Raw genomic sequence first — 25,362 nt, 5'->3', positions numbered from 1 at the left:
CGACGGAAATGGTGGCTTTCGAGTGAAGGCGGAAAAGCGCTCGCTGCACTCATGCAGACTGTGCGGGTGCTCCTGACCGTTTCCACTACCCACAAGCCGGCGACTGACCTTGGCTTCCTGCTGCACAAGCACCCAGATCGGGTCCAGGAGTTCAAGCAGTCGTTCGGCACCGCGACGGTCTTCTACCCCGAGGCCACCGAGGAGCGGTGCACCGTCGCGCTGATGCTGACCGTGGACCCAGTTCGGCTGGCGCGGTCGCGCGCGAAGAATGCGCCTGACTTCAGCCTGGCCCAGTACGTGAACGACCGCTCGTACGCTGCGTCGTCCTTGTTGGGTGTCGCGATGGCTGACGTCTTCAGCACCGCGCGCAGCGGCCGCTGCAACGCGAATCAGGATCTTGCCGACTCGGCTATCCCGCTGGAGATCGAGATTCCGGTGCTGCCGTGCCGCGGAGGCGCCACGATCGCACACCGCGTGTTCGAACCGTTGGGCTGGGCAGTTGAGGCCGAACCGATCGCGCTCGATCACGCGTTTGCCGAGTGGGGCGACTCGCGCTACATCCGGCTTCGCCTCACCGGTGAGGTCCGGCTCGCTGACGCACTCAGCCAGTTGCATGTGCTCCTGCCCGTTCTCGATGAGTCGAAGCACTACTGGCAGGGTCCCGACGAAGTGGACAAGCTCATGCGTTCCGGCGAGGGCTGGCTCGCAAGCCACCCAGACAAGGACCTGATCACCCGCCGCTACCTGGCACGTACGGCCGGTCTGACTCGCGTTGCGCTGGCACGCCTGGCGGAACTCGGAGATGAAGTTGAGACCGCAATCGAGCCGGCCGACGATGAGGAAGTCCTCCAGCCCGAGGAGAAGAGGATCCCGCTCAACGCGCAGCGCCACGATGCGGTCTACGAGGTACTCCTCGAACTTGGGGCCCGAAGTGTCATCGACCTTGGGTGTGGGCCAGGCCAATTCATGGAACGCCTGATGAAGACCTCGTCCTTCACCCGAGTTGCTGGCAGCGACGTCTCCACGCGATCACTTCAGCACGCCGCCCGGCGGCTGTATGTGGACCAGATGAGCGAGCGTCAGTCGGAGCGTGTCGATCTCTTCCAGGGGGCACTCACCTACGAGGACGAGCGCTACGCAGGCTTTGATGCTGCGGTTCTGATGGAGGTCATCGAGCATGTCGATCCGCCTCGTTTGGAAGCGCTTGAACACGTTGTCTTCAGCGCCGCGAAGCCACGGGCTGTCATCGTGACGACCCCGAACTGTGAGTACAACGTGTTGTACGAAACCCTCGTCGGCAGGCGCCATCCGGACCACCGTTTCGAATGGACTCGTGAGCAATTCGCCGAATGGTCGGACCGCGTCGCCCAGACACACGGCTACGCCGTCGAACGACGTGGGATCGGCGATCTAGACGAAACCTTCGGGACGCCCACTCAGATGGCGATCTTCACGAAGGCCGGAGGCAGTGATGACTGAGGCACTTGAGAAGAGCCAAGTCACCGTTCCAGCGATGGGGCTGATTGTCCTGGTTGGCGTCTCCGGAAGCGGAAAGTCGACCTTTGCGCGTACTCACTTCAAGCCGACGGAAGTAGTCTCCAGCGACTTCTGCCGTGGGCTTGTGGCCGACGACGAGAACGACCAGTCAGCCACACCGGATGCGTTCGACGTCCTCAACTACATCGTCGGTACACGGCTGCGGCGAGGACTTCTGACGGTCGTCGACGCCACCAACGTTCAGCAGGCCTCAAGAGCCTCGCTGATCAGACTGGCCAAGAGCCACGATGTTCTCGTCGACGCCATCGTGATCGACGTCCCGGAATCAGTGGCCGTCGAGCGCAACACTCAGCGACCCGACCGTGACTTCGGCAGCCATGTCGTGTCTCGTCAGCACCGCGACCTGAAGCGGTCACTCAAGCGACTGAACAAGGAAGGCTTCCGCCGGGTGCACGTCCTGCGCGGAACCGAGCAACTCGAGTCAGCCGAGATCGTGCGCGAGCGGCCGTGGAACGACCGCACCGATGTCCATGGTCCGTTCGACATCTTCGGCGACATCCACGGCTGCGCATCCGAGCTACGCACATTGCTCACCACACTCGGTTGGGAGATCGAGTACGACGGCGATGGTGCAGTCGGCGCTTCGCACCCGGAGGGACGCCAGGCTGTTTTTGTGGGCGATCTCGTCGACCGCGGCCCGGACACACCCGGCGTGCTCCGCCTGGTCATGGGCATGGTCAGGTCGGGGAACGCGTTGTGCGTCTCCGGTAACCACGAGGCGAAGCTCGTCCGGGCGCTGCGGGGTTCCAAGGTGACCGTCTCGCATGGGCTCGCAGAGTCTCTGGCCCAGATGGAGACCGAATCAGCCGAGTTCCGCAAGAGTGTGCTCGACTTCATGGACGGGCTGATCAGCCACTTCGTTCTAGACGACGGAAAGCTCGTCGTGGCCCACGCCGGCCTCAAGGAGGCCTATCACGGTCGTTCCTCCGGTCGCGTACGTTCCTTCGCGCTCTACGGGGACACATCTGGCGAGACCGATGAGTACGGTTTCCCGGTCCGCTACCCATGGGCACAGGAGTACCGAGGCCAGGCGATGGTGGTCTACGGCCACACGCCCGTGCCGAAGGCGGAATGGATCAACAACACGATCTGCCTCGACACTGGTGTCGTCTTCGGTGGCTCATTGACAGCCCTGCGTTACCCGGAACGCGAGCTCGTCTCGGTCCCGGCTGAGCAGGAGTGGTACGAGCCGGTCCGACCCCTCGCCTCCTCGATCCCTGACCGCGAGCCGTCAGTGTTCAAGATCGATGACGTCGCGGGCACGCGCTGGCTCGAAACCACTCAAGCCGGCAAGGTGAAGATCCCTGAGGAGAACGCTGCGGCAGCACTTGAGGTGATGAGTCGCTTTGCGGTCGACCCACGCTGGCTCATCTACCTGCCGCCGACGATGTCGCCGGTCGCGACGTCCAAGCTCGACGGATTCCTGGAGCACCCCGATCAGGCGTTCAACGAATACGCCGGATGGGGCGTGACCCGCGTCGTGTGCGAAGAGAAGCACATGGGCTCCCGAGCGATCGCCGTCATCGCCAAGGACACCGACGCTGCTGAGCGTCGCTTCGGGGTCAGCGACGGATTGACCGGTGTCGTCTACACCCGCACGGGCCGACCCTTCTTCGCGGACACAACAGCGTTGGTCGACCAGCTTCGGGATACGGCAGCTCCGCTGTTCGAGTCGCTCGACACCGACTGGCTGGCTCTCGACTGCGAATTGTTGCCGTGGTCGGCGAAGGCGATTGATCTCATCAAATCGCAGTACGCCTCGGTCGGCGCAGCCGCGCGCCACGTCCTTCCCGAAGCACTGGCGGTCCTGGAGCAGGCGGAGAAGCGCGGCCTCGACGTGGGCGATCTTGCAGCCAAGACGAAGGGCCGGTTCGCCAACGCTGAAGCGTTCCGTGACGCCTATGCGGCCTATGTCCGTCCAACCAACGGGCTTGAAGGGGTGACGCTGGCGCCGTTCCAGATCCTCGCGTCCGAGGGCCGCACCCTGGCACTCACCGAATCGCACGAGTGGCACCTTGCCGAGCTCGCCAAGCTGAAGGGCGGCCTGATCACCCCCACGCGTCACCGCTTCGTCGATCTCGCGTCGCGGGAAGATAGAGACGCGGCAACGCTGTGGTGGCTCGACATGACTGCTACCGGAGGCGAGGGCATGGTCGTTAAGCCTGCCCACCTGACCGAGGGGCGCATTCAGCCCGGCATCAAGGTGCGTGGCCGGGAGTACCTCCGAATTATCTACGGACCCGACTACACCGACTCGCTCGACGTACTGCGCGACAGGAACTTGGGCAAGAAGCGCCAACTCGCGCAGCGAGAGCACGGGCTGGGACTGGAGGCACTCACCGCCTTCGTCGACCACGAGCCGCTGTGGAAGGTGCACCAGTCGGTGTTCGCAGTTCTTGCTTTGGAGTCGGAGCCCGTCGACCCGAGGCTCTGAGGCGCGATCCGGGCGATGACCTCCCCGGAGGACGGGCTCGACTCCATTTCCTCTACTCCTTCCCGCGTCCTATCCCTCTCCTCGCCTTCATCCTGCCTCCTGCTCTTCTTCTCCCCTTCCTTCCCTCCTTCCTGCCCTCTGCCCCCACTCTCCGCTCTCCCCTCTCCTTCACCACACACCTATTTCATTGGTCCCGCCCGACGTGGCCACTCGCGCGCCGGGTCCGGCCTTGAGGGGTGTGACGATGACGCTGCAGAAGCTGTCCGCCGGGTCGGGGTACGAGTACCTGACGCGGCAGGTCGCCGCTGCCGACTCGACCGAACTCGGGTCGATGCCGCTGGCCGACTACTACTCGGCGAAGGGCGAGGCGCCTGGGCGGTGGGTCGGCAGCGGGCTGGTCGGGATCGACGGGTTGGAGCCCGACGACATCGTCACCGCCGAGCAGATGAAGCTTTTGTTCGGCGCAGGGTGCGATCCAGTCTCGGCACGGCAGCTCGGCTCTGCGTACAAGGTCTATGACAACGAGACGGTCGATGCCTTCAACGCCCGGGTCGACGAACTGCTCAGCCATACCACTCATCCGACGCATGCTGACCGCGCGGACGCTCGGGCGACCGCAGGACAGGAGTTCTTCGTCGCCGAGAACGGTCACGAACCCGCGACGTCGAGGGAACTTTCGGCCGCGGTGGCCAGGTACTCACGCCCCCGGCAGACGGCCGTGGCCGGCTTCGATCTGACTTTCAGCCCGGTCAAGTCGGTCTCCGCCTTGTGGGCGGTTGCCCCGCCCGAGGTCGCAACGCAGGTCGAACAGGCCCACCAAGCCGCGGTGGCCGATGCACTGGCATTCATCGAAGAGCACGCCCTCTTCACCCGCGAGGGCAAGGACGGTGCCCGCCAGGTCGAAACGCGCGGACTCATCGCCGCTTCCTTTGCCCACCGCGACTCGCGCGCTGGCGACCCGGACCTGCACACGCACGTGGCGGTCGCGAACAAGGTGCAGACCAAGCAGGGCAAGTGGCTCTCGATCTACGGGCGTGTGCTGCACCAGCACGTGGTCGCCGCGTCAGAGACCTACAACACCGCGCTGGAGGGTCACCTGGTCGAGGCGCTCGGCGTCCTCTTCGCCGAGCGCTCAGGCGTGGATCGGGAGAAGCGGCCGATTCGTGAGATCGTCGGCGTCGATCGCGGACTCTGCGAGGCATGGTCCCGCCGGCGGGCCGACATTGTCGCTCGCCAACGCGAGCTGACTCGTGAGTTCCGCGACGCCCACGGCCGGACGCCCACGCCAGTCGAAGCGGTCGCCCTTGCACAGCAGGCGAATCTGGAGACCCGTCAGGCCAAGCACGAGCCGCGATCACTCGCCGAGCAGCGGGCGACCTGGCGAGGCCAAGCCGTCGACGTGCTCAGATCCCCACACGCCGTCGATCGGATGGTCCAGGCCGCTCTCCACCCCAAGCGCACTTCTCCGCAGACCGAGGTGTCGACTTCGTGGGTTCGGGAGATGGCCGAGCGTGTGCTCGGCGAACTCGAGGCGCACCGGGCTACATGGGAGTCCTGGCACGTCTACGCCGAAGTTCAGCGTCAGATCCGTGGCACTGACCTCTCCCCTGGGCCGATGGCGGAGGCCGTCGGCTGGGTCGTCGACGAGGTCTCGGAACTGACGATCAATCTCACGCCAGAACTCGACCCGATCAGCGAGCCGGAGGGCTTGCGTCGCTCTGACGGGACCAGCGTCTACCGCCACACCGGACGTGACCACTTCACCACCACTCGCGTCCTCGACGCCGAGGCCCGCGTCATCGAGGCAGCCGGGAGTATCGACGCGGTGGCCTGGTCGACCGACGACGTTGAGCTGGCCATCCTGGCCTCCCACCTCGACGGCACCGAACTCAACGCCGGCCAAGAAGGGCTGGTCCGTGAACTGGCTACCAGCGGCCGACGCGTGCAGCTCGCCCTCGCACCCGCCGGGGCAGGCAAGACGATCGCGATGCGGGTCCTCGCCGGCGTGTGGACGGAAGCTGGTGCCAACGCACTTGGCCTCACCACGTCGGCAGCCGCGGCAGCCGCGCTTCGTGACGCCACCGGCATGCCTTGCGAGACCCTCGCCAAGCTCGTTCACGACCTCGACGCAAGACCCGATTCGCCGCTCGCGGCGGCCATCGGTCCGGAGACTTTGCTCGTCCTCGACGAGGCGGGTATGGCGGATACCATCACCCTCGATCGGGTGATCACCTTCGCGATCGAGCGCGGCGCCACCGTGCGGCTCATCGGCGACGACCAGCAGCTCGCGGCCATCGGCGCAGGCGGTGTTCTCCGCGACATCGCTCGTACACATGGCGCCGTACGACTCGACGAGGTCGTGCGGTTCGACGATCCAGTCGAGGCGGAAGCATCACTGGCACTCAGAGATGGAGACCGTGGCGCTCTCGGGTACTACCTCGACCTCGAGCGCATCCACGTCGGCGACCACTGCGCCGTCACCGATGAGGTGTTCGACGCCTGGCAGAGTGAGCAGGCCGCCGGCCGAGACTGCCTGATGTTGGCGCCGACCCACGAACTGGTGCGCGAACTCAACCAGCGCGCCCGCGCGACCCGGCTCGGGGAAGCGACCGTCGGCGACGAAGTGCGGCTTCGGGACGGTACCTGTGCGTCGGTCGGCGACGTCGTACTTACTCGACGCAACGACCGTCGGCTCGGGGTGAGCAGCACCGACTGGGTCAAGAACGGCGACCGCTGGATCGTCACAGACATCCGGGACGGCATCCTGACCGTGCGACACCGCGACTCCAAACTCACCAGCGTGCTGCCCGCCGAGTACGTCGCCAACCACCTCGAGCTCGGCTACGCCTCCACGGTCCACACCGCCCAGGGCCTGACTGCCGACGTCATGCACGGGGTCATCACAGGCGACGAAACCCGGCAACTGCTCTACACGATGCTGACTCGCGGCCGCGCCGAGAACCACGTTCACGTCGTCGCGGATGACCTGAGCGACGAGCGTGAGTTCGAGCTGCCCGGCATCACCGAGCAACTCACCGTCGTTGAGATTCTCGAGCGTGTCCTTGCGAATGACGGCGCGGCCGTCTCGGCGACCACGACCCGTCAAGTGGCCGCGACTCCGGAGGCACGCCTGTACGACGCAGCGACCCGGTACGCCGATTCGGTGGCCCTCGCGACCCAGAAGGTGCTCAGCGCCGGCGATGAAGAGGCCGGGGCCTGGGGTCCGCTCGCGTGGCTCCCCCACATTCCCGTCGAGGTCGCTGACCACCCGGGTTGGGGTCCGTATCTGACCGCGCGAAAGGCCCTCGTGTCGTCCCTCGCAACAGAGGTCCGCGACCGCGCGGACGCGACCCTGCCTGGCTGGCTCGACGCCTACGACGACGTCCTCACCCCAGACCTTCGTGGCGACATCGCTGTCTGGCGAGCCGCGCAGGGCATTGCGGCTGACGAGCGAACCGTCGCTGGTCCTCCGCCGGACGACGACCGCGCCGCGTCCTACCGCCGACGACTCCTCAGTGTGGTGAACGGTCGGTACGACGAAACCGTCCGGGTCTGGGAGCGCCGTGTGGTCCAGTACGTCGGCAGAGCCGATGAGAGCACACTCGATCTGGCCCGCGAGCTCGGCAGGCTGCGTCGGCAGGGGCACGATCCCGAGCGACTGCTCCGGAGCGCTATGGCTAGCCCGTTGCCCCAAGAGCACCGGACCTCAGCCCTCGCGTATCGGATCCGCAAGCAGCTCGCACCGAGACGTCGCCGCCCGGAACCGGTCGGCATCGAGCAACGTCGACCAGCGCCAACGACTCCCGCACCGGGCATCGGGATATGAGTGCTGCCCGGGTGACTCACCGCCAGGAGGTTCGCCGTGAACTTCGACGTCATCCGTGCTCACAGATCCACGGCAGGCGCACGCCAAGGCGCGGCGGGCGAGGTTCTGTTCGCCGAGGCTTACGAAAGGTGCCTGTCCCCTGGTCGCGACCCTCGCCCAGCGTAGTACTCGGTCCATGCGTGGGAGATCGCCTTGTTCTCTCTTCCAATCCGCTCGTAGAAGTCTGGGTCACCACCCAGGATCGCCGGTTCTGCCCGCATTGCGGCGAGCGCCAGTTCCAAGAGGCGACCGATGGAAGCCGTGCCGACCATGCCCGAATACGACCATTGGGTGGGCCACTCGGCGCTGCGCGGGCGGACAGAGACGTCGAACTCGCCGCGTGGGTCATGTCCAGCGACGACCTGCATGTTGGGTGACTCCAGCACCACCCGATGGGTGTCCTCGACCGCGATCACGAAGTCTTGGACAAGCAGGGACGCCCACTTGTCCCGCACGAGCGCGCTCAAGGCCTCAGCCACGTACCCATCGAATCACCTCGGCATCCTCAAGGGTGGGGCGTCGAGAAATCCTGCGGAACGGACGGACGTTCCATGCCGCGGATGCGAGCGTTTTCGATCACTTCGGCTTTGATCGTCGTCCGCGCCAGTAGCGCCGCACGGACACACCCACGTTGGAAGGAAGAGTCGCCTCAACCGCAGCCGACTCGCCAATCTCTGCGCCTTCGGGTGCGTCGTTTGGAATCCAAACCTTGACCTCCTGCGGGTGCTCGGCAACACGAAGCCTCACCAGTGCTCCGGCTTCGTCAATCGGAGCAAAGTCGCCGTCCAAGAAATCCGACGCCACCTCTTTGAGGACGTTGGCCCAGAAGCTCAACTGGCCCTCAATCTCAGAGGCCTTGAGGCCGTGCTGCCGGGAGGCCTCGTCTAGAAGCTCGGGCCTGCGAGCCTCAACGACATTGTCGAGCAAGGTCCAATCGATTCGTGCGTCAGTGATCCAAATCGGGTAGGCAGGCACCTCGCCGTCCACGAGTCGAATCAGATGCACTTCGGCGCGGACAAACTCATTGCTCTTGCTGACCCGAAGGGCAGCGGTCGGTGAGCGGTACTGAACCCAGAGCGACCAGAACGAGCTGTCATCGGAATCGACCCGCCGGAAACCGAAGTCCTTGAGGTAGCCGAAATGGATGTCAACCGTCTTGCGCCACTGCGCTGCCGCCTTCCCCATAGAGCCAATCTTGCCGGATCGAGAGCTGTCCGCCGATCGGACGATCCGGACCGAGAGGGTGTGGTGCCACAGCCGCCGCGCCCTCAAGCCCAGCGCATCCTGGCCATGCGCTCACGCGGACTCGTCGAATTCACGGTGGAACTCGTCGAGATACTCGTCGATGTGATCCCACAGGTAGAGCTCCAGGAACTCGGCCATTTCGACTGGTGGCAGCTCGTGGGTAGCGAGGAAGTCGGACAGGTCGTCGCCCACCTGACGGTCACGCGCGAACTTTCCGAGCCGTTCGATGATCTCGCCGACGCGGCGCCGGACGCTCCGTGCCGACGTCGGCCATTGGCTGGTCACGGCGTCGATGACTGCGGGTGCCATCAGCCCGGCGCGGCCGCGGCGGGCAGGGCTGCCGAGCTCCTTGGCGGCCTGCGAAAGTGACAGCAGCAGGTTGGCATCCGACGATGTGATCGCGCCGTCGAGGACTGCGGCCTGCACCAGGAATCCAGATTCTGATTCAGCGGAGACGATCATTTGGGGGTCTTCCTTCGACCGCAGATGGTCGGGGTCGTCGTACGTTGTTGTCCGCGTCCAAACGGGATCTGCACGCCGGCCGGACTCGCCGATTCCAAGTTCGGACAGTACGGATTGGCGCACCTCGCGCAGGATCGTTGACGCGACGCAGCGGGATGCCGGCCGGGTCCGGGCGCTGATCCAGAGCGCTCCGGCTACGAGAGCGTCGATTTCGGAGGACAGATCGGCCAGCTGGCATGCGAGCCTGCTGGCACCCGGAAGGAGAAGCCAGGACACGACGACGGCAGCCTCTGCATCGAGCTGCGCAATCAAGTGCAGCCGCGAGAGTAGGCCGTCCTTCTCGGCGATTTCGGCCCGGCGCGTCCATGCCGGTAGATCGACCAGGTCGTCGACTACAGCGAGGGCCGGATCTTGATGACACCAGCGCTGCCAAGCGGCGGCAGCGGCCAGCAGAGGCGGCCCGCCGGGGTAGTCGAGGCCGAGGCACGTTGCAACGCTCATGGGGCTCCTCCTGTTGCATCAGATGGGCGTCTTCAATAGGTAGGTGTGCAAGGCATGTCCGAATTTGGCCTCAACTCCCCGTTCGGCCTGGCCGCCGTTGTCACCCGTCAGCGACGTTTGTGCAGGTGAGGACGCGAATCGAGCAATCTGAGCGTTCAGATCCAGTCGGATATGCTCGAAGGGTGTCCGGGCACTCCTTACTCGCGTACGTCCGCCGCGCGGCCGGGCTGACTCAGGACGCCCTCGCGCGGCTCGCGGGTACGTCGCAGTCGACCCTCTCGGCGTACGAGCGCGGCGCGAAGTCGCCCTCGTTGGCAGTCGCCGAGCGGATCATCGAAGCCGCAGGCCATCGCTTGGAAGTGGCGCCGAACCTGGAGTTCGTGGAGGTGCCCGGCCAGCACGGCCTGCACCCGTTCTGGCTCGCCAACGAGTTGTGGCGACTGGCTCCCGAACGCGCGTTCAGCACAGTCGTGCTTCCCGGACCGCACCATGACTGGCCATCGCCTCGCCGCCCCTACCGCCTACGCGATCGCGAGGATCGGGCGCGCGCCTACACGCTGATCCTTCGTGAGGGCAGTCCGACCGATCTTCTCGACTACGTCGACGGTGCACTTCTCGTCGACATCTGGAAGGAACTCGACCTTCCCGACCCCATTCGCCGTGCCTGGCTTCCGCTCATCCGCAAGACCCTCCCCAAGAGCCGGCGGCCGCGAGCGTCCGATGCAGAAGACAACGGCCCGCCGGGGGCGCTCATACGCCTCCGACCCAGTCGGCGGTCTCACTATCTACGGTCAGAGCGGGACGTGCCTGACGATGACCACAGCAGTTGATTCACGCTGCTGGAAGAGTCAACCCGCGACAGGTACGCGAAGACTGATGGACTCAGCCGGAGCGGTGCCGGACTCCGCGAGCACGAATTGGATCTCGACTCCCAGGGCGGCCGTGAGCTTCAGAAGCGTCTGGGTAGTCGGCGCAACCTGGCCGCGCTCGATCCGACTGATGTCGGCCTGGGTCACGCCGGAGAGTTCTGCCAGATCAGTCTGACGGAGGTTGCGAGCCTTGCGGGCGCCGTAGATCACCTGTCCGAACGCAGCGGCCTGGTCGAAGGCGTGCACGACGTCCAGCTCGGCGGCGGTCATCGTCGCCTCGCGCTCACGCGCGTATTCGGCAAAGGTCTTGGCCATCACTGCTCCTCTGGTCGGTCGAACATCAGCAAGTGTATGTCGAAAACCACATATGTCTCAACGGGCCTACTTCTTCTTGCGCTGCTGCTTGGCACGCCGCGCTTCGGCCGCCTTCCAATGTGTCAGGCGCTTGCGCGCCTCCTGGATCTCCTTATTCTGCTGACGTGGGCTGTCGTTCCCGCCCTTGTCGTATCCATGGAGCAGCAGGATCACCTTGTTGCCGTGGAAATGGATGAACAGCCGAAGCAGGATCTTGTGCTGGGTTGGCTGCGGCGTCGACTGCTCGGCATCGGCCATCGGTGCGTACAGCGCTTCGATCGTCGCGGCATCGTGACGGATCCGGAATTCGAAGAGGCCCTCGCCAAGCGCTTTCAACCACGGAGTCGATCCCAGATCGATGCCTTGGATCTCGAGGACCCGGAGAATTGCTGCGCGAAGGGCAGCAAACTCGGCGATGGTCAGCGAGTCCATCCAGAGCTCGACAGGACGACGTCCCGCGTCGTCCTCGTAGAACTCCGTGGTCCACTCGCTCATGACTCGACCCTGCCAGCCGGGTCAGACATCTCGACCAGCGCGGACAGCCGTCGTGCGATCTCGGTGTCGCGGTCGGCGGCGGCGTGCTGGTAGCGCATGGCGGCACCAGGAGTTGAGTGGCCGAGTCGCCCCATGAGTTCGGCGAGGGTGGCGCCGGTCTGAGCAGCGAGCACAGCCCCGGTGTGACGGAGGTCGTGCCAGCGCAGGTCGCCGCGGCCCGCGGCCTTCCGAGCTGGGTAGTAGACCTTGTAGAGCGTCGAGGGCGCCATGTGGGAGTTGCTGTTGGCTGCGGCCGGGAACAGCAGTGCGTCTTTGCCTCTGCCGGTGTGGCTCGTGAGGTGCGCCTTCACGACGGGCACCAGGTGCGGCGGGATGGCGACGTCGCGCACGCCCGCATCCGACTTCGGCTGGCCGACGATGAACTTGCCCCCGGCTCGGACGACACCGCGGGTGATCTTGACCCGGTTGTTGACCAGGTCGATGTCCTTGCGGCGCAGCTCGGTGAGTTCGCCGAACCGCATCGCGCACCAGGCGGCGAGCAGCGCCATGAGTTTGTAGCGCTCGGGGAGTTCCTCGACGATCGTCTCGAGCTCGGCAAGGGAAGCAGGTCCGACCTTGTGGAGTCGGGTGGTGTTGCCGGCTCCACGGATATGCGCAGGGTTGTACGGAATCAGGGGATGCGGCCGCTCCGAGGCGGCGCTCGTGAAGATGGTGCGAAGCAGGCTGTAGGCCTGAGAGCGGATCGTCTCCTTGCCGGGCGCCAGAGCGTCGTACCAGCGGTTCACCGCATCGGCGGAGATCAGGTCGAGCGGCTCGTCACCGAAGACCGGGTAGATGTAGGTGTCCAGGATCATCCGGTACTGCTGGAGCGTGGTCGGGCGCAGTTCACGGCCGCGGGTCTTTCGATTGGCGAGCCACTTGTCGCCGTACTCGCGCAAGGTGGGCACCTCATGACGGAACGCGGCCCGAGCCGCCGCGGCCGGAGCCCAGACCTCCATCTGGATCTCGGCACGCCGGGCGGACAGCCAGGCGACGGCGTCGTCGCGAGCGTCGAAGGTCATCGGCGCCCGATAGAGGCGCCCGTCGGGGCCGGTGTACGCCGCACGGTAGCGGCCGGAATCTCGCTTCTCGATGCGGCCAAATCCGCGCCGGTTGGGCTCCAGTTCCCGAGCCATTCTGTATCGCCTCCTTGTTCCCCGGGGAACATACGGGGAACAAGGACGTCCAGAGGCGACACTATTTGTCACCATCTGTCGCCAGCCGTCAGGCCCCGAATATGCCCTCTGACCTGCGAGTTTACCTCTCATGGGCGGGGAACTACGACGTCAAACGAGGTGGGCTCTCAAAAGTTCAAACCCAGTATCGCCCACCACAAACCCGCACGTCAGAGGCGGTTTCCGAGATGCGGATCTGAATCCGGGAACACACGGGGATCAAGGAGCGGCCAGGTTTGGCTGCTCCTGTCTTCCTTTCGGGCCCGCCGGCCGGCCTCGCTTCGATGAACCGCTCGATCGAGTCCACCTTAATGCGCAGCGTCTTCCGTCCGAGACGTACGGCCTCGAGCTGACCCTCGGCGATGTTGCCCCTACAACGCGTGCCGCCCATGCGCCTGATCCCCCCGGGGCTGGGAACTGCGGGACACCCTCACCGTCTATGACGCCGCGTACGTGGCCCTCGCCGAAGCCTTCGACGTACCCCTGCTCACCGCAGACGTACGACTTGCGAACCCGACCGGTCCCCGGTGTCAGATCGAGATTCTCCGCTGATCGCTGGTCGGTGCACTCTCTTGCCGCATAGCGCGCTGCGGCCATCCGGAACCGCCGCGTATCTCGCGCTACCACTCTGTCGAGGCTGCGGCGGCGGAGAAGCCTGCAAGACGTGTCGGCGACGCCCGAACATGGGGCGGATCCCGCGGCCAGTCCGAGCGGGGCGCACGAAGGGCCCCGACCACCTGTGTGGTCGGGGCCCTTCAAGTGATGTCAGGCGACGCGAACGTTCTCAGCCTGCGGACCCTTGGGGCCGGCGGTGATGTCGAACTCGACCTTCTGGTTCTCATCGAGCGACTTGTAGCCGCTGGACTGGATCGCGGAGAAGTGGACGAAGACGTCCTCGCCGCCACCATCCTGGGCGATGAACCCGAAACCCTTGTCGGCGTTGAACCACTTGACGGTGCCCTGAGCCATGATCTTTTCCTTTGTTCCGATGCCGGGGACACTGTGCCCCTAGCTGCTGAAGACATCCACCTGTGCTGATGTCCAGCGAACCGAAAACCAGGAAGTAAGAGAGATACAAGCCACGACATCTTGCGCGGCCAGGATGGCTCGCCAGAGCCATCCCTTCAACACACCCCACGATACGGCACCGGTCGCGTATTCGACGCATCGGCAGGGTCCGGCGGTCTTGACCGCGCCTGGCCAGGTCCGACGGGAGCGGCCAACCATCCGACAGGGAGCGCGTGCTCAACGGGCTTGTGGGCCGGGCTCCAGCAGTGCTCAGCGGTACCGGAAGCCGTCCATGAACCGGCGGAACAGGCCGCCCTTGACGGGAAGGGCCGGCTCCGGTGCGGGGGCGCTGGACCTGCGGGTGGCGATGGGCTGGTCGTAGTCGGTGCGCACGATCGCATCCACGATCTGCTCCTCGGTGTAGTCCCCGGAGCCCTCGATCTCGGGGACGAACCCAACCAGGTCTCCGTCCCGCATCACCTGTGCCTCCAGGCTGGCGGTGTCGTCGGAGTCCCAGATCGCCTCGCGCCCGTCGGACAGCTTCACGGTCACGCCGACCTGGTGCACACCGACGTGTGCCAGATCGGCGTCGGTGCCTCGCGCGCGCAGCGCGTCGACCACGCGACGCGCCTTCATCTCCTCCATGGTCGACCACGGTACCGATCAGATGCCGGAGAACCCATCTCCTGACGTGGCTGGCGCTGCGCCGGATGGACCTGCTCCATCGCCGGGCCGCGTGCAGGTCGTGCAGGTCGCGTAGGCCGACCCGAGCGACGCTGAGGCGTCGGGATCTCCGTCCGCCGGAGCGTCGCGGACTGCCCGAACCAGAGCCCGCCGACAACTTCCCCACGGCGCCACATGGACACCCGGGGCGGTGGGTACTGCGCTGTGAACCTCGAAATGTCGGAGTGCGACACGAAATGCCCAGCGCCACCCTTCCCCCGAGGACAGCCGAGCGGCTCGCCCACGACCTGTCCGGTGCGGTCCGGGGGGAAGTGCGGTTCGACGAAGCGAGCCGGCACCTCTACGCCAACGACGCCTCGCTCTACCGGACGGTGCCCATCGGCGTCGTCGTGCCGCGCGACGTCCAGGACGTGGTCGCTGCCATGGCGGTCTGCCACGACCACGGAGCACCGGTCCTCGCACGAGGAGGAGGCACCGCCCTGTCGGGGCAGAGCGTGAATGCCGCCGTCATCTTCGACTTCTCCAAGTACATGAACCGGATCCTCGACCTGGACCCCGAGGCGCGGACGGCCGTGGTCGAGCCAGGCGTCATCTGCGACCAGCTTCGCTATGCCGCGATGGACCACGGGCTCACCTTTGCGCCCGACCCCGCCACCCACGACCACAACACCCTGGGCGGGATGATCGGCAACAACTCGTGCGGCACGCACTCGGTGTACGGCGGCAAGACCGTCGACAACGTGCTCGAGCTCGAGCTGCTCCTCCACGACGGGACCCTGCTGACCGTCGGCGTCAACGAGGAGCCCCGGCTAGACGAGATCGTCGGCGCAGGCGGGAGGCGCGGTGAGATCTATCGCCGGCTCCGCGACCTCCGCGACCGCTACGCCGACCTGGTCCGTGAGCGCTATCCGGACATCCCGCGCCGGGTGACCGGCTACAACCTCGACGACCTGCTCCCTGAGAAGGGCTTCAACACCGCACGCGCCCTGGTCGGCACAGAGAGCACCTGCGCACTGGTGCTGTCCGCCACCGTTCGGCTGCTGCCGTGGCCGCCGAAGCGCTCGCTCGTCGTGCTGGGCTACCCCGACTCCCCTACCGCCGCCGAGCACGTCACCGACATCCTCGACAGCCGGCCCCACGGCCTGGAGTTCTTCGAGAGCGGGATCATCGACAACCTTCGCGCCAAGGACTTCGATTCCGCGGGGATGGGCGAGCTCCCCGAGGGCAACACGTTCGTGCTCATCGAGTACGGCGGGGACACCCAGGATGAGGCCGACGTGCAGGGTTCCCGGATGATGGAGCGGCTGGGCGAGCTGCCCCACGCGCCCACCATGAAGATGTACGACGACCCCCAGCACGAGTCCGACATCTGGGAGGTCCGACGAGGCGCGATCGGCTCGACCCGGATCCCGCAGGAGCACGGCGGCATGGCCGGCTGGGAGGACGCGGCAGTCGACCCGTCGGTGCTGCCCGGCTACCTCAGGGACTACCGGGAGCTGGTGGAGCGCTACGGGTACCACACCGTGCTGTTCGGCCACTTCGGACAGGGCTGCATCCACAATCGTCTGGACCTCGACATCAGGACCGTCGACGGCATCGAGCAGTTCCGCCGCTTCCTGGACGAGGCCGCCGACCTGGTCCTTCGCTACGGCGGCGTCCCCTCCGGCGAGCACGGCGACGGCCAGCTCAAGGCGACGTTCCTGGAGCGCGTCTTCGGCCCGGAGCTGGTGCGTGCCTTCGAGGAGTTCAAGTCGATCTTCGACCCCGACGGACTGATGAACCCCCACATGGTGGTCGACCCCTATCCGCCCACCGAGCACCTTCGGCTGGGCACGTCGTACGCCCCGCCGGACCTGGACACCCATTTCAGCTTCGCCGAGGACGGCTTCAGCTTCGCCGACGCGGCCAACCGGTGCTTCGGCGTCGGCAAGTGCCGCCACCTCGACGGCGGCACGATGTGCCCGAGCTTCATGGTCACCCGCGAGGAGAAGAACTCCACCCGCGGACGCGCACGGCTGCTGTTCGAGATGATGCGCGAGGCCGGCGATCGCAAGCGCCCATGGCGCGACGAGGGTGTCAAGGATGCGCTCGACCTCTGCCTCGCGTGCAAGGGCTGCAAGGGCGACTGCCCGGTCCGCGTCGACATGGCCACCTACAAGGCCGAGTTCCTCTCGCACTACTACGAGGGACGGCTTCGGCCCCGGGCCGCCTACGCCATGGGGCTGATCCAGCGGTGGGCCCGTGGCGCATCATGGGCGCCGGGACTCGCCAACGCGGTCGCTCGCGCACCGGTCGTGTCTGGCGTGGTCAAGCTGGCGGCCGGGGTGGCGCCCGAGCGGAGCCTGCCGGCATTCGCCCCGAGGACGTTCCGCGAGTGGGAGCGGCGTCGTACTCCAGCCAATCCTGACGGCCGCGAGGTCCTGCTCTGGGTGGACACCTTCGCCGACCACTTCCAGCCGCACGTCGCGATGTCTGCCGTCGAGGTCCTCGAGGCTGCCGGGTTGCGGGTCCGGGTCCCTGACGCCCGGCTGTGCTGCGGGCGCCCGCTCTACGACTACGGCATGCTGCCGACCGCCCGACGCTACCTACAGCGCGTGCTGGACACGCTGCGGGATGACATCAGGGCCGGTACGCCGGTCGTCGGGACCGAGCCGTCCTGCCTTGCGGTCTTCCGCGACGAGCTGCCCAACCTCTTCCCGCACGACGAGGACGCGCGCCGGCTGGCCAAGCAGACCTTCACCGTCGCCCAAGCGCTCGAAGAGCTCGTCCCCGAGTGGGAGCCGCCGCGAGTCGACGCCCGCGCCCTCGTCCAGGTGCACTGCCACCAGGGTGCCGTCCTCGGCTTCGGCCCCGAGCAGCGGCTGCTGGAGCGGGCGGGGGTGAGCACAGACGTGCCCGACAGCGGCTGCTGCGGGATGGCCGGCAGCTTCGGCTACGAGGCCGGCGAACGGTACGACGTCTCGGTGGCCTGTGCGGAGCGGGTCCTCCTCCCCGGCGTACGCGCGGCCCGTGATGACACCGTGCTGCTCGCCGACGGCTTCAGCTGCCGAGAGCAGATCGACCAGCTCAGCGACCGGCGCGCCGTGCACAGTGTCGAGCTGCTTGCTGCCGGGCTGGATGCACCCGACCCGAACCAGTCCAGCGTCCTCCCCGAGCAGCGCATCGAACGGCGCATCCCCGGTCCCTACCAAGGCCCGCCCGGTCGGAGCCGGCTGCGAGATCCCTTGACCAGCCCGGCAGCGCTCGCCGGCGCTGCTGCGATCGCCGCGGTTGCAGTGGCCGGCCGCAGGGCCGCGCAACGGCTCGGCAGCCAATAGCACGACAGCAAGGACAGCAAGAACAGCAAGGAGCAGAACAATGAGCGAGACCGTCGGCACCTTCGCCGCCTACGCCGCCACCGCGATGGTGCTCAACCGCACCTGGCAACAGTCGGTGCTGCCGTTGTTCGGGCGGATGCACGAGCAGCCGACGCACTGACACCTGGCCATCCGACACCTGACAGGAGAAAGCACATGCCGGATTCACAGACCGCTTCCGACGTACTCGTCGACCGGCTCATCGAGTGGGGGGTGGACACCGTCTTCGGGCTGCCCGGCGACGGCATCAACGGGTTCATGGACGCGCTGCGCAAGCGGCACGACGAGATCTCCTACATCCATGTGCGGCACGAGGAGGTGGCGGCGATGGCAGCGGTGGGGTACGCCAAGTTCACCGGCCGGCTCGGCGTCTGCTTCTCGACGGCCGCACCCGGCGCGGTGCACATGATGAACGGCCTGCTCGACGCCAAGCTGGAGCAGGCGCCGATCCTGGCGATCTCCGGGATGACCTACTCCGACCTCATCGGTACGTCGTACCTGCAGGACATGAACATCGACTACCTGATGAACGACCTGGCGCTCTACAACCAGCGGATCATGAGCCCGCAGTCCATCCCCAACGTCGTCGACTACGCCTGCCGGACCGCGCTCACCGAGCGCGGGCCCGCGCACCTCGGCTTCCCGATCGACTACCAGGCGGCTCCGGCCGAGGCCGGGATGCGGTTCAAACGCAATGTGCCGGGCCACTCCTCGGCCCAGTACCGCCCCGCGATCCGGGTGCCCGAGAAGCAGGACCTCCAGGACGCCGCCGACCTGTTGAAGGGCAAGACGAAGGTCACCATCCTCGCCGGTGCAGGAGCGCGTGGTGCCGGCCGGGAGCTCGAGCAGCTCGCGGAGACGCTGGGCGCACCGATCGTGAAGGCGATGCTGGGCAAGGACTGCGTGCCGGACGACTCGCCCTACACGACCGGATCGATCGCGCTGGTCGGCACCCGACCGAGCGAGGATGCGATGGAGCAGTGCGATGCCCTGGTCATCGTGGGGAGCTCGATGCCCTACATCGAGTTCCTGCCCGAGCCCGGCCAGGCGGTGTGCGTGCAGATCGACGACAAGCCGCAGCGGATCGGGCTGCGGTATCCCGTGGACGTCGGACTGTGCGGTGACGCCGGCGCGACACTGCGCGCGCTGCTGCCGCTGCTGGAGACCAACGGCGACCGGTCGTTCCTGCAGCAGGCTCAGGACGGTATGAAGGACTGGTGGGCCCTGATGGAGGAGCGCGGCACCAGCGACGACGTACCGATGAAGCCGCAGGTGCCGGCTTGGGCGCTCAATGACGTTCTCGAGGACGACGCCATCGTGTGCGGCGACTCAGGCACCGTCACCACCTGGGTGGCGCGACAGGTCAAGGTGCGCAAGGACATGCTGTTCTCCTTCAGCGGCACCAACTGCTCGATGGCCGCCGGGCTGCCCTACGCGATCGGCGCGCAGACCGCGTATCCCGGCAGGCAGGTCGTGGTCTTCACGGGCGACGGCTCCCTGACCATGCAGCTCGGTGACTTCCTGACCTGCGTGCAGCATCAGCTCCCCGTGAAGATCGTGGTGGTCAAGAACAACACCCTGGGTCTGATCAAGTGGGAGCAGATGGTCTTTCTCGGCAACCCGGAGTACGGCGTCAACATGGCCCCCCTTGACTTCGTGAAGTTCGCCGAGGCCGCCGGCGCCCGCGGCTGGCACGTCGAGAAGCCCGGCGAGATGGGCGATGCGCTCCGGGCGGCCATGGAGTACGACGGACCCGCGATCGTCGAGGTCCTCGTCGACGAGCACGAGCCGCCGATGCCCGCCAAGGTGAAGCCACAGCAGGTCAAGAAGATGGCGGCCGCACTCAAGGCGGGCACCCCCAACCGCAACCGGATCGCCCTGCAGATGGTCAAGGACGTCCTCGACGAGTCCAGCTTCGACGCCTCCCCCGGCGGCTTCATCCCCGACTCGCTCGGGCAGGTCGCGGCAAAGGTCGCCGGAAAGGCGCGCCGACGGGCCGAGGACCAGGAGTAGCTCCCAGCCCTCGGCAGCCGACACCAGCGGGGTCAGCCGGTGGCGGCCTGCGGCGCGGTGTTGTCGGTGCCTCCGAGCCTGCGCAGGTGCCCGTGGCACTGGTGCGCGCGCTGGGAGTCCTCCGCCATCACCTGCCGGAAGAAGTCGGCGATGTCCTGCTCGCCGGCGTTCTCGGCGTCGCGTACGTACTGGCCGTAGTCGTGCCCGGCCTTGAGCGCGTGGTACTGCACCGCGATCAGGTCATAGGTCACGTCGTCGAATCCGGTCTCACCGGTCGCCATGTCTCCTCCTCACGTTCGGGTAGTCGCTGTCCTGCACGACGTACCCGGTCAGCGACCCCGGTCACGTGGGGTCTGGACCGGACGGAGGGGGTCGTGGCCGATCCGCATCAGGCCGTGGCGCCAGGTCTCGTCCCCCGCGGTCGGCTCGAGGTCGTCCGCACGACGCCCGTGCACCCGGTCGACGACGCGCCGCATCACGGAGGCGTCGTCGGGAGTGAGATCTCTGCGTCGCTTCCCCAGGATCTCCAGCACCCGCCGCCCGAGATGGCTCCCCGCCTGGTCGGGCAGAGCCTCGGTGTCCTCGGTCGCCGCGTCCGTGCGGAGCCAGTCCTCCAACTCGCGGGAGGTCATGTTGACCACCGTGTGGAAGTCCTGCCAGAGCTCGTCGTTCACCAGTGTGTGCTCCATGTCGGGGCACTACCCATTCACGCCCCGGAGGATGTGCCTCGCGGCCGGCGTCCGGCTCAGGCCTCGTCGGCCTGGACCTCGTCATGGGTGCCCGGACGCGGCGCCCACGGCAGCTCCTTGGCCGGGCGTACGACGATCAGCCGGTCGCCGCGGGCGAGCTGGGTCACCGTCGGCTCGTAGTAGCGGTAGACCTTCTCGTCGCGCACCACCGCGATCACCTGGTCGGGCAGCGACTGCGGGGCCTTGCCGAGCTCGCTGACCAGCAGGTCGCGCTCGGCGACCTCGAGGCCCTCTCCGTAGGTCAGCAGGTCCTCCATGACCGCGCCGAGGGTCGGCGACACCGAGGAGAGGCCGAGCAGCCGGCCGACCGCGTCGGAGGAGGTGACCACGGAGTCCGCACCGCTCTGCCGCACCAGCGGAACGTTGTCGGCCTCCCTGACCGCCGCGACGATGTAGGTGGTCGGGTTGAGCTGCCGCACGGTCAACGTGGCCAGCACGGTCGTGTCGTCGCGAGCCGCGGTGATGATCACCTGCTCGGCGTGGTCGACGCCGGCTCGGCGCAGCACCTCGCGCCGGGTCGCGTCGCCGGTGACGACGGCGAGGCCGTCGGTGTGCGCCTCACCGAGCGCGATGTTGCTCGGGTCGACGACGACGATCGACTCCTTGTCGACGCCGTTGTTCACCAGCGTCTCGGCGGCGCTGCGCCCCTTGGTGCCGTAGCCGACGATGACGACGTGATGGTCCATGTGCTTCCTCCAGCGGGCGACCCGGAACGACTCCCGGCCCTGGGTGGCGAGCACCTCCAGGGTGGTGCCGATCAGCAGCACCAGGAACCCGATGCGCAGCGGCGTGATGATGAACGCGTTGATCAGTCGTGAGTGCTCGGCGACCGGCGTGATGTCGCCGTACCCGGTGGTGCTGAGCGTCACGGTCGCGTAGTAGAGCGCGTCGGGCGCGTTGACCTTGTGCTCGAGCTGGCTCCCGTGGTCGCGGTAACCGCCGCGGTCGAGGTAGACGAGCAGGAAGGTGAAGACCAGGATCCCGACGGCGAGCAGCAGCCGACGGGTCAGCTCCCACCAGGGCGAACGGTTCCGGGCCGGCAGCTTGAGCTGGCCGGGAACGCTGCGCGAGGCGGGGGTCTCGGGCACGACCGCTACCTGACCACGTCGCCGTACAGCACGGTCTGGCGGTGCTCCTGGCCGGCGCTGCTCCCCGACGTGTAGACCGCCACGAACCGGAAGGTCTGGCCCGGCCTCGGGATGTGGTTGATCCCGGAGTGCCGCCAGACCCCGCAGAGCTCGCCACTGCTGTTCGCGCCCTTCTCAGCCTTGGCCTCGCTGCCGGAGAGGCACAGCCGGGAGCTTCCGGAGTCATAGCTGACCACGGTCGCGGTGTTGTGGTCGTTGTGGTCCGGAGCGAGGGCGACGCCCGCGACGGCACCGGCAAGTACGCAGAAGACGCCACCTGCGACGACGAGGGGCGCCGGCAGCGTCACGTTTCCCACGCGGCAAGCATGGCACGACCGGCGTGCGCAGCCCGGGAGGGCCCCTCAGACGGCGCGCGGGCGCAGTTGAATCACCCGCGCCAGCTTCGGATGCAGCGCGCGCAGCAGTGTCACCCGGCCATCGGGCCAGCTGCGCAGCTCGACCCAGTCGCCGGCCTGGGGAAGACACGAGCGGTCGCGCGCCACCTCACAGAGCATCCGGCCGTCGAGGCTGGCTCGGACCTCCCCGACATCGGTGAGCACCCGGAAGACCCCGGTCTCACCGTGCAGGACGCACCCCACCCAAGGGTCGGCGAACCCGACGCGCTCAGCGGTCATCCGTGGCTCCATCGAAGGCCGGCATCTGCTCAATGTACGCCGGGCATGGCGGCCCGGCACCTCAATATCGCCAGCCTCCGGACCCGGCTATGCCTGCCGCCGGGTCTCCCGACCGTCGGCCTCCGGAGCCTCGGCACTGTCGTGGGTCGCCGAACGCCACGGCAGCACCGCGTCGAGCTTGCGCAGCAGCTCGAGCCGGGCCGTGCTGGTCTCCTTCTGCGGCCAGATCAGGTCGCAGGCAGCGTTCAGCGCGGCACCGATCAGCACCGCGATGGACAGGATGTAGAGCCAGAGCAGCACCGCGATCGGCGCGGCCAGCGGGCCGTAGATCGAGGTCGATCCGCGTGCGGTCCCGACCAGCACCCAGCGCAACAGTGATGAGCCGAACACCCAGCAGAACATCGTGAACGCCGCGCCGGGCAGGTTGTAGCGCCACGCCGTCCGGACCGGAACCGACACGTGATAAAGCGTGGTCAGGAAGCAGATCCCGAGCACCAGGACGATGGGCCAGTACAGCTCGTTCAGCGCACTGAGCCGGTCCGGCAGCGCCCGGTCGACCAGCTCCGGGCCGGCGACGACGAGCGGGATCGTCACCACTCCGGTCACCATGCCGAGGACGTAGAGCAGGAACGACAGCGCCCTGGTGCGAATGATGCCGCGCTGCCCACCCAGCCCGTACATGATCGTGATCGTGTCGACGAAGACGTTCAGCGCTCGCGACCCCGACCACAGCGCGAGAACGAAGCCGATCGAGATCACGTCGTACCTACCGCCGGCGAGCACTTCGTTGAGCGTGGGCCGGATGATCGTGTGCACCGTCTGGGGAGTCAGGGCCCGGCTTGCGACGTGGATGACCGAGACGCGGACGTCGGCCACCTGGGCGTCGCTGAAGCGCTCGAAGATGAAGCCGATGGAACCCGCGAGCGCGAAGATCAGCGGTGGCAGCGACAGGACGGCGAAGAAGGCCGCCTCTGCGGCGAGGCCCGTCACCCGGTTCCGCATGCAGGTGTCGACCGTGGCCACGACGACGCGCCACAGCCCGTGGCGCACCCGGCGCAGAACGACGACGGTGCCGGTGCGCGTACCCGTACCGCTGCCCGCCGCCATGGAACTACCGTAGAGGCATGACGACCGACAACCGGGTAGCGCTGAACCAGGCCCCGCCGCTCGTGGGCCACAACACAGTCACCTCCGACGCGGCACTCGTCGATGCCGTGACCCGACACGGCTCGCCCGAAGTCGTCGACCAGCTCGTCCCGCTCGGCGAGCAGGCCGGGTCTGCCGAGGCCCGCGAGCACGGCATGCTCGCCAACGAGTTCCACCCCGAGCTGACCCGGTTCGACCGTTACGGCAACCAGGTCGACGAGGTCCGGTTCCACCCGTCCTGGCACTGGCTGATGGAGCGGGCGGTGTCCCACGGCCTGCAGGCCGCGCCGTGGGAGCAGCAGGAGGCGGGTGACCCGCACGCGCATCTGCGCCGGGCGGCCGGGTTCTTCGCATGGCAGACCGAGCCGGGCCACGGCTGCCCGATCTCGATGACCTATGCCGCGGTCCCCGCTCTGCGCGCGGACGACGCGCTGGCCAAGGAGTGGGTCCCCAAGCTCGCTGCGCGCAGCTACGACTTCGGGTTGCGACCCGTCGAGGAGAAGACCGGCGCGTTGGCCGGGATGGGGATGACCGAGAAGCAGGGCGGGTCCGACGTTCGAGCCAACGTCACCGAGGCCCGGCGTACGTCCGTGGACGGTGAGTACACCCTGCACGGGCACAAGTGGTTCACCTCCGCGCCGATGAACGACGTGTTCCTGGTTCTCGCGCAGGCCGACGCCGGGGTCACCTGCTTCGTCGTACCGCGGGTGCTGGCGGACGGGACCCGCAACCGCATCGACGTCGTACGTCTGAAGGACAAGCTGGGCAATCGCTCCAACGCATCCTCCGAGCTGGAGTTCCACGGCACCTGGGCGCAGCGGCTCGGCGACGAGGGGCGCGGTGTCCGGACCATCATCGAGATGGTCGCGGCGACCCGGCTGGACTGCGTCATCGGCTCGGCGTCGCTGATGCGTCGCGCGGTCGCCGAGGCCGCGTGGCACGTCGCCCACCGCTCCGCCTTCGGCTCGCTGCTGGCCGACAAGCCGCTGATGCAGAACGTCGTCGCCGACCTTGCGGTCGAGTCCGAGGCTGCGACGGTGCTGGCGATGCGGCTCGCCGCCGCGGTCGATGACCTGGCCGACCCCCACGAGGCAGCGCTACGGAGGATCGCCCTGCCGTTGTCGAAGTTCTGGGTCTGCAAGCGCACACCGATGATGGTCGCCGAGGCGCTGGAGTGTCTCGGTGGCAACGGGTACGTCGAGGACTCCGGGATGCCGCTGCTCTACCGCGAGGCCCCGCTGAACTCGATCTGGGAGGGCTCGGGCAACGTCAACGCACTCGACGTGCTGCGGGCGCTGGGCCGCGAGCCCGAGGTCCTCGACGCCTGGATCACGGAGGTCGGCCTCGCCCGCGGAGAGGACCCGCGCCTGGACGCCGCGGTCGAGGGTGCGCTCGGGCTGCTCGGCGACGCCGAGAGCCTCGAGGTCTCGGCCCGTCGGCTGGCCGGGCAGATGGCGACCTGCCTGCAGGCGTCGTTGCTGCTGCGGTTCGCGCCGCCGACGGTGGCCGACGCTTTCTGCGCCACTCGGCTCGGCGGCGACTACAACGGCACCCTGGGCACCCTCCCCGCCGGCACCGACCTGCCCAGCATCGTCGAGCGCACCACACCGGCGGTCGCCTGAGCGGCGCCGTCCGGCGCGCTCCTCAG

General features: G+C 67.3%; 21 protein-coding genes. 7 read left to right on the top strand and 14 right to left on the bottom strand.

The genetic code is table 11. From position 1 onward, the window contains the following. The first annotated feature begins 66 nt into the window (after nt 1-66). The 3 genes from Q9R13_RS01285 (at nt 67) to mobF (ending at nt 7,817) form a co-directional block, all read left to right on the top strand. Nucleotides 67-1,479 (top strand): 3' terminal RNA ribose 2'-O-methyltransferase Hen1, encoded by a 1,413-nt coding sequence (locus Q9R13_RS01285; RefSeq protein WP_310963231.1) that lies wholly within the window; start codon nt 67-69, stop codon nt 1,477-1,479. After that, complete coding sequence (locus Q9R13_RS01280) at nt 1,472-3,991, top strand: polynucleotide kinase-phosphatase (RefSeq protein WP_310963230.1); 2,520 nt, start codon at nt 1,472-1,474, stop codon at nt 3,989-3,991. Before Q9R13_RS01285 ends, Q9R13_RS01280 begins: the two co-directional genes overlap by 8 nt. Before the next feature lie 244 nt (nt 3,992-4,235). Further along, nucleotides 4,236-7,817: a MobF family relaxase gene (gene mobF, locus Q9R13_RS01275; protein ID WP_310963229.1), complete on the top strand. Its 3,582-nt coding sequence runs from the start codon at nt 4,236-4,238 to the stop codon at nt 7,815-7,817. A 119-nt stretch (nt 7,818-7,936) separates the two neighbouring features. On the opposite strand, the gene Q9R13_RS01270 is transcribed toward mobF, so the two are convergent. The 3 genes from Q9R13_RS01270 to Q9R13_RS01260 form a co-directional block, all read right to left on the bottom strand. Continuing rightward, the gene (locus Q9R13_RS01270) at nt 7,937-8,335 is read right to left on the bottom strand and encodes a hypothetical protein (protein ID WP_310963228.1); all 399 of its coding nucleotides are present in this window, start codon (nt 8,333-8,335) and stop codon (nt 7,937-7,939) included. A gap of 97 nt (nt 8,336-8,432) precedes the next feature. After that, nucleotides 8,433-9,041, bottom strand: coding sequence for a hypothetical protein (locus Q9R13_RS01265; protein ID WP_310963227.1), 609 nt, complete (start codon nt 9,039-9,041; stop codon nt 8,433-8,435). A 111-nt stretch (nt 9,042-9,152) separates the two neighbouring features. Next, nucleotides 9,153-10,064, bottom strand: a complete 912-nt coding sequence (locus tag Q9R13_RS01260; RefSeq protein WP_310963226.1) for a hypothetical protein — start codon at nt 10,062-10,064, stop codon at nt 9,153-9,155. Between the two features lie 182 nt (nt 10,065-10,246). Here Q9R13_RS01260 and Q9R13_RS01255 point away from each other — a divergent pair, with 182 nt between their 5' ends. After that, a complete protein-coding gene (locus tag Q9R13_RS01255) occupies nt 10,247-10,894 on the top strand; it encodes a helix-turn-helix domain-containing protein (protein WP_310963225.1) in 648 nt (215 codons plus the stop codon). Between the two features lie 18 nt (nt 10,895-10,912). On the opposite strand, the gene Q9R13_RS01250 is transcribed toward Q9R13_RS01255, so the two are convergent. The 5 genes from Q9R13_RS01250 to Q9R13_RS01230 all read right to left on the bottom strand — a co-directional run bounded on the left by Q9R13_RS01250 (nt 10,913) and on the right by Q9R13_RS01230 (nt 14,649). Beyond that, the gene (locus Q9R13_RS01250) at nt 10,913-11,248 is read right to left on the bottom strand and encodes a helix-turn-helix domain-containing protein (protein WP_310965005.1); all 336 of its coding nucleotides are present in this window, start codon (nt 11,246-11,248) and stop codon (nt 10,913-10,915) included. 66 nt (nt 11,249-11,314) lie between these two features. Then, nucleotides 11,315-11,782, bottom strand: coding sequence for a hypothetical protein (locus Q9R13_RS01245; protein WP_310963224.1), 468 nt, complete (start codon nt 11,780-11,782; stop codon nt 11,315-11,317). Continuing rightward, nucleotides 11,779-12,957, bottom strand: coding sequence for a tyrosine-type recombinase/integrase (locus Q9R13_RS01240; RefSeq protein ID WP_310963223.1), 1,179 nt, complete (start codon nt 12,955-12,957; stop codon nt 11,779-11,781). Before Q9R13_RS01240 ends, Q9R13_RS01245 begins: the two co-directional genes overlap by 4 nt. 804 nt (nt 12,958-13,761) lie before the next feature. Beyond that, nucleotides 13,762-13,965, bottom strand: a complete 204-nt coding sequence (locus Q9R13_RS01235; protein ID WP_310963222.1) for a cold-shock protein — start codon at nt 13,963-13,965, stop codon at nt 13,762-13,764. Nucleotides 13,966-14,274: 309 nt separating this feature from the next. Then, on the bottom strand, nt 14,275-14,649 hold the full coding sequence (locus Q9R13_RS01230; RefSeq protein ID WP_310963221.1) for a hypothetical protein: 375 nt from the start codon (nt 14,647-14,649) through the stop codon (nt 14,275-14,277). Between the two features lie 275 nt (nt 14,650-14,924). On the opposite strand from Q9R13_RS01230, the gene Q9R13_RS01225 reads away from it, so the two are divergent. Both Q9R13_RS01225 and Q9R13_RS01220 read left to right on the top strand, forming a co-directional pair. Further along, nucleotides 14,925-18,005: an FAD-binding and (Fe-S)-binding domain-containing protein gene (locus Q9R13_RS01225; protein WP_310963220.1), complete on the top strand. Its 3,081-nt coding sequence runs from the start codon at nt 14,925-14,927 to the stop codon at nt 18,003-18,005. Between the two features lie 195 nt (nt 18,006-18,200). Next, nucleotides 18,201-20,057: a thiamine pyrophosphate-dependent enzyme gene (locus tag Q9R13_RS01220; protein ID WP_310963219.1), complete on the top strand. Its 1,857-nt coding sequence runs from the start codon at nt 18,201-18,203 to the stop codon at nt 20,055-20,057. A 32-nt stretch (nt 20,058-20,089) separates the two neighbouring features. On the opposite strand, the gene Q9R13_RS01215 is transcribed toward Q9R13_RS01220, so the two are convergent. From Q9R13_RS01215 to Q9R13_RS01190, 6 genes are all read right to left on the bottom strand, one after another. Then, a complete protein-coding gene (locus Q9R13_RS01215; protein ID WP_310963218.1) occupies nt 20,090-20,338 on the bottom strand; it encodes a hypothetical protein in 249 nt (82 codons plus the stop codon). Between the two features lie 48 nt (nt 20,339-20,386). Next, a complete protein-coding gene (locus tag Q9R13_RS01210; protein WP_310963217.1) occupies nt 20,387-20,746 on the bottom strand; it encodes a DUF3140 domain-containing protein in 360 nt (119 codons plus the stop codon). 56 nt (nt 20,747-20,802) lie between these two features. Next, entirely contained in the window at nt 20,803-21,894 is a 1,092-nt protein-coding gene (locus tag Q9R13_RS01205) for a potassium channel family protein (protein WP_310963216.1), read from the bottom strand. A 5-nt stretch (nt 21,895-21,899) separates the two neighbouring features. Then, the gene (locus Q9R13_RS01200; RefSeq protein WP_310963215.1) at nt 21,900-22,250 is read right to left on the bottom strand and encodes a hypothetical protein; all 351 of its coding nucleotides are present in this window, start codon (nt 22,248-22,250) and stop codon (nt 21,900-21,902) included. 45 nt (nt 22,251-22,295) lie between these two features. Then, nucleotides 22,296-22,568 carry a hypothetical protein gene (locus Q9R13_RS01195; RefSeq protein WP_310963214.1) on the bottom strand — a complete coding sequence of 91 codons (273 nt, stop codon included), beginning with the start codon at nt 22,566-22,568 and terminating at the stop codon, nt 22,296-22,298. 87 nt (nt 22,569-22,655) lie between these two features. Next, on the bottom strand, nt 22,656-23,675 hold the full coding sequence (locus tag Q9R13_RS01190) for a YihY/virulence factor BrkB family protein (RefSeq protein WP_310963213.1): 1,020 nt from the start codon (nt 23,673-23,675) through the stop codon (nt 22,656-22,658). A 17-nt stretch (nt 23,676-23,692) separates the two neighbouring features. On the opposite strand from Q9R13_RS01190, the gene Q9R13_RS01185 reads away from it, so the two are divergent. Beyond that, nucleotides 23,693-25,336, top strand: a complete 1,644-nt coding sequence (locus tag Q9R13_RS01185; RefSeq protein WP_310963212.1) for an acyl-CoA dehydrogenase family protein — start codon at nt 23,693-23,695, stop codon at nt 25,334-25,336. The last annotated feature ends 26 nt before the right edge of the window (nt 25,337-25,362 follow it).

Origin of the sequence: Nocardioides marmorisolisilvae (assembly GCF_031656915.1) — a bacterium.
In the GTDB taxonomy this organism is placed as follows: Bacteria; Actinomycetota; Actinomycetes; order Propionibacteriales; family Nocardioidaceae; genus Marmoricola; species Marmoricola terrisoli.
This window is presented reverse-complemented; position numbering and strand designations above follow the sequence as displayed.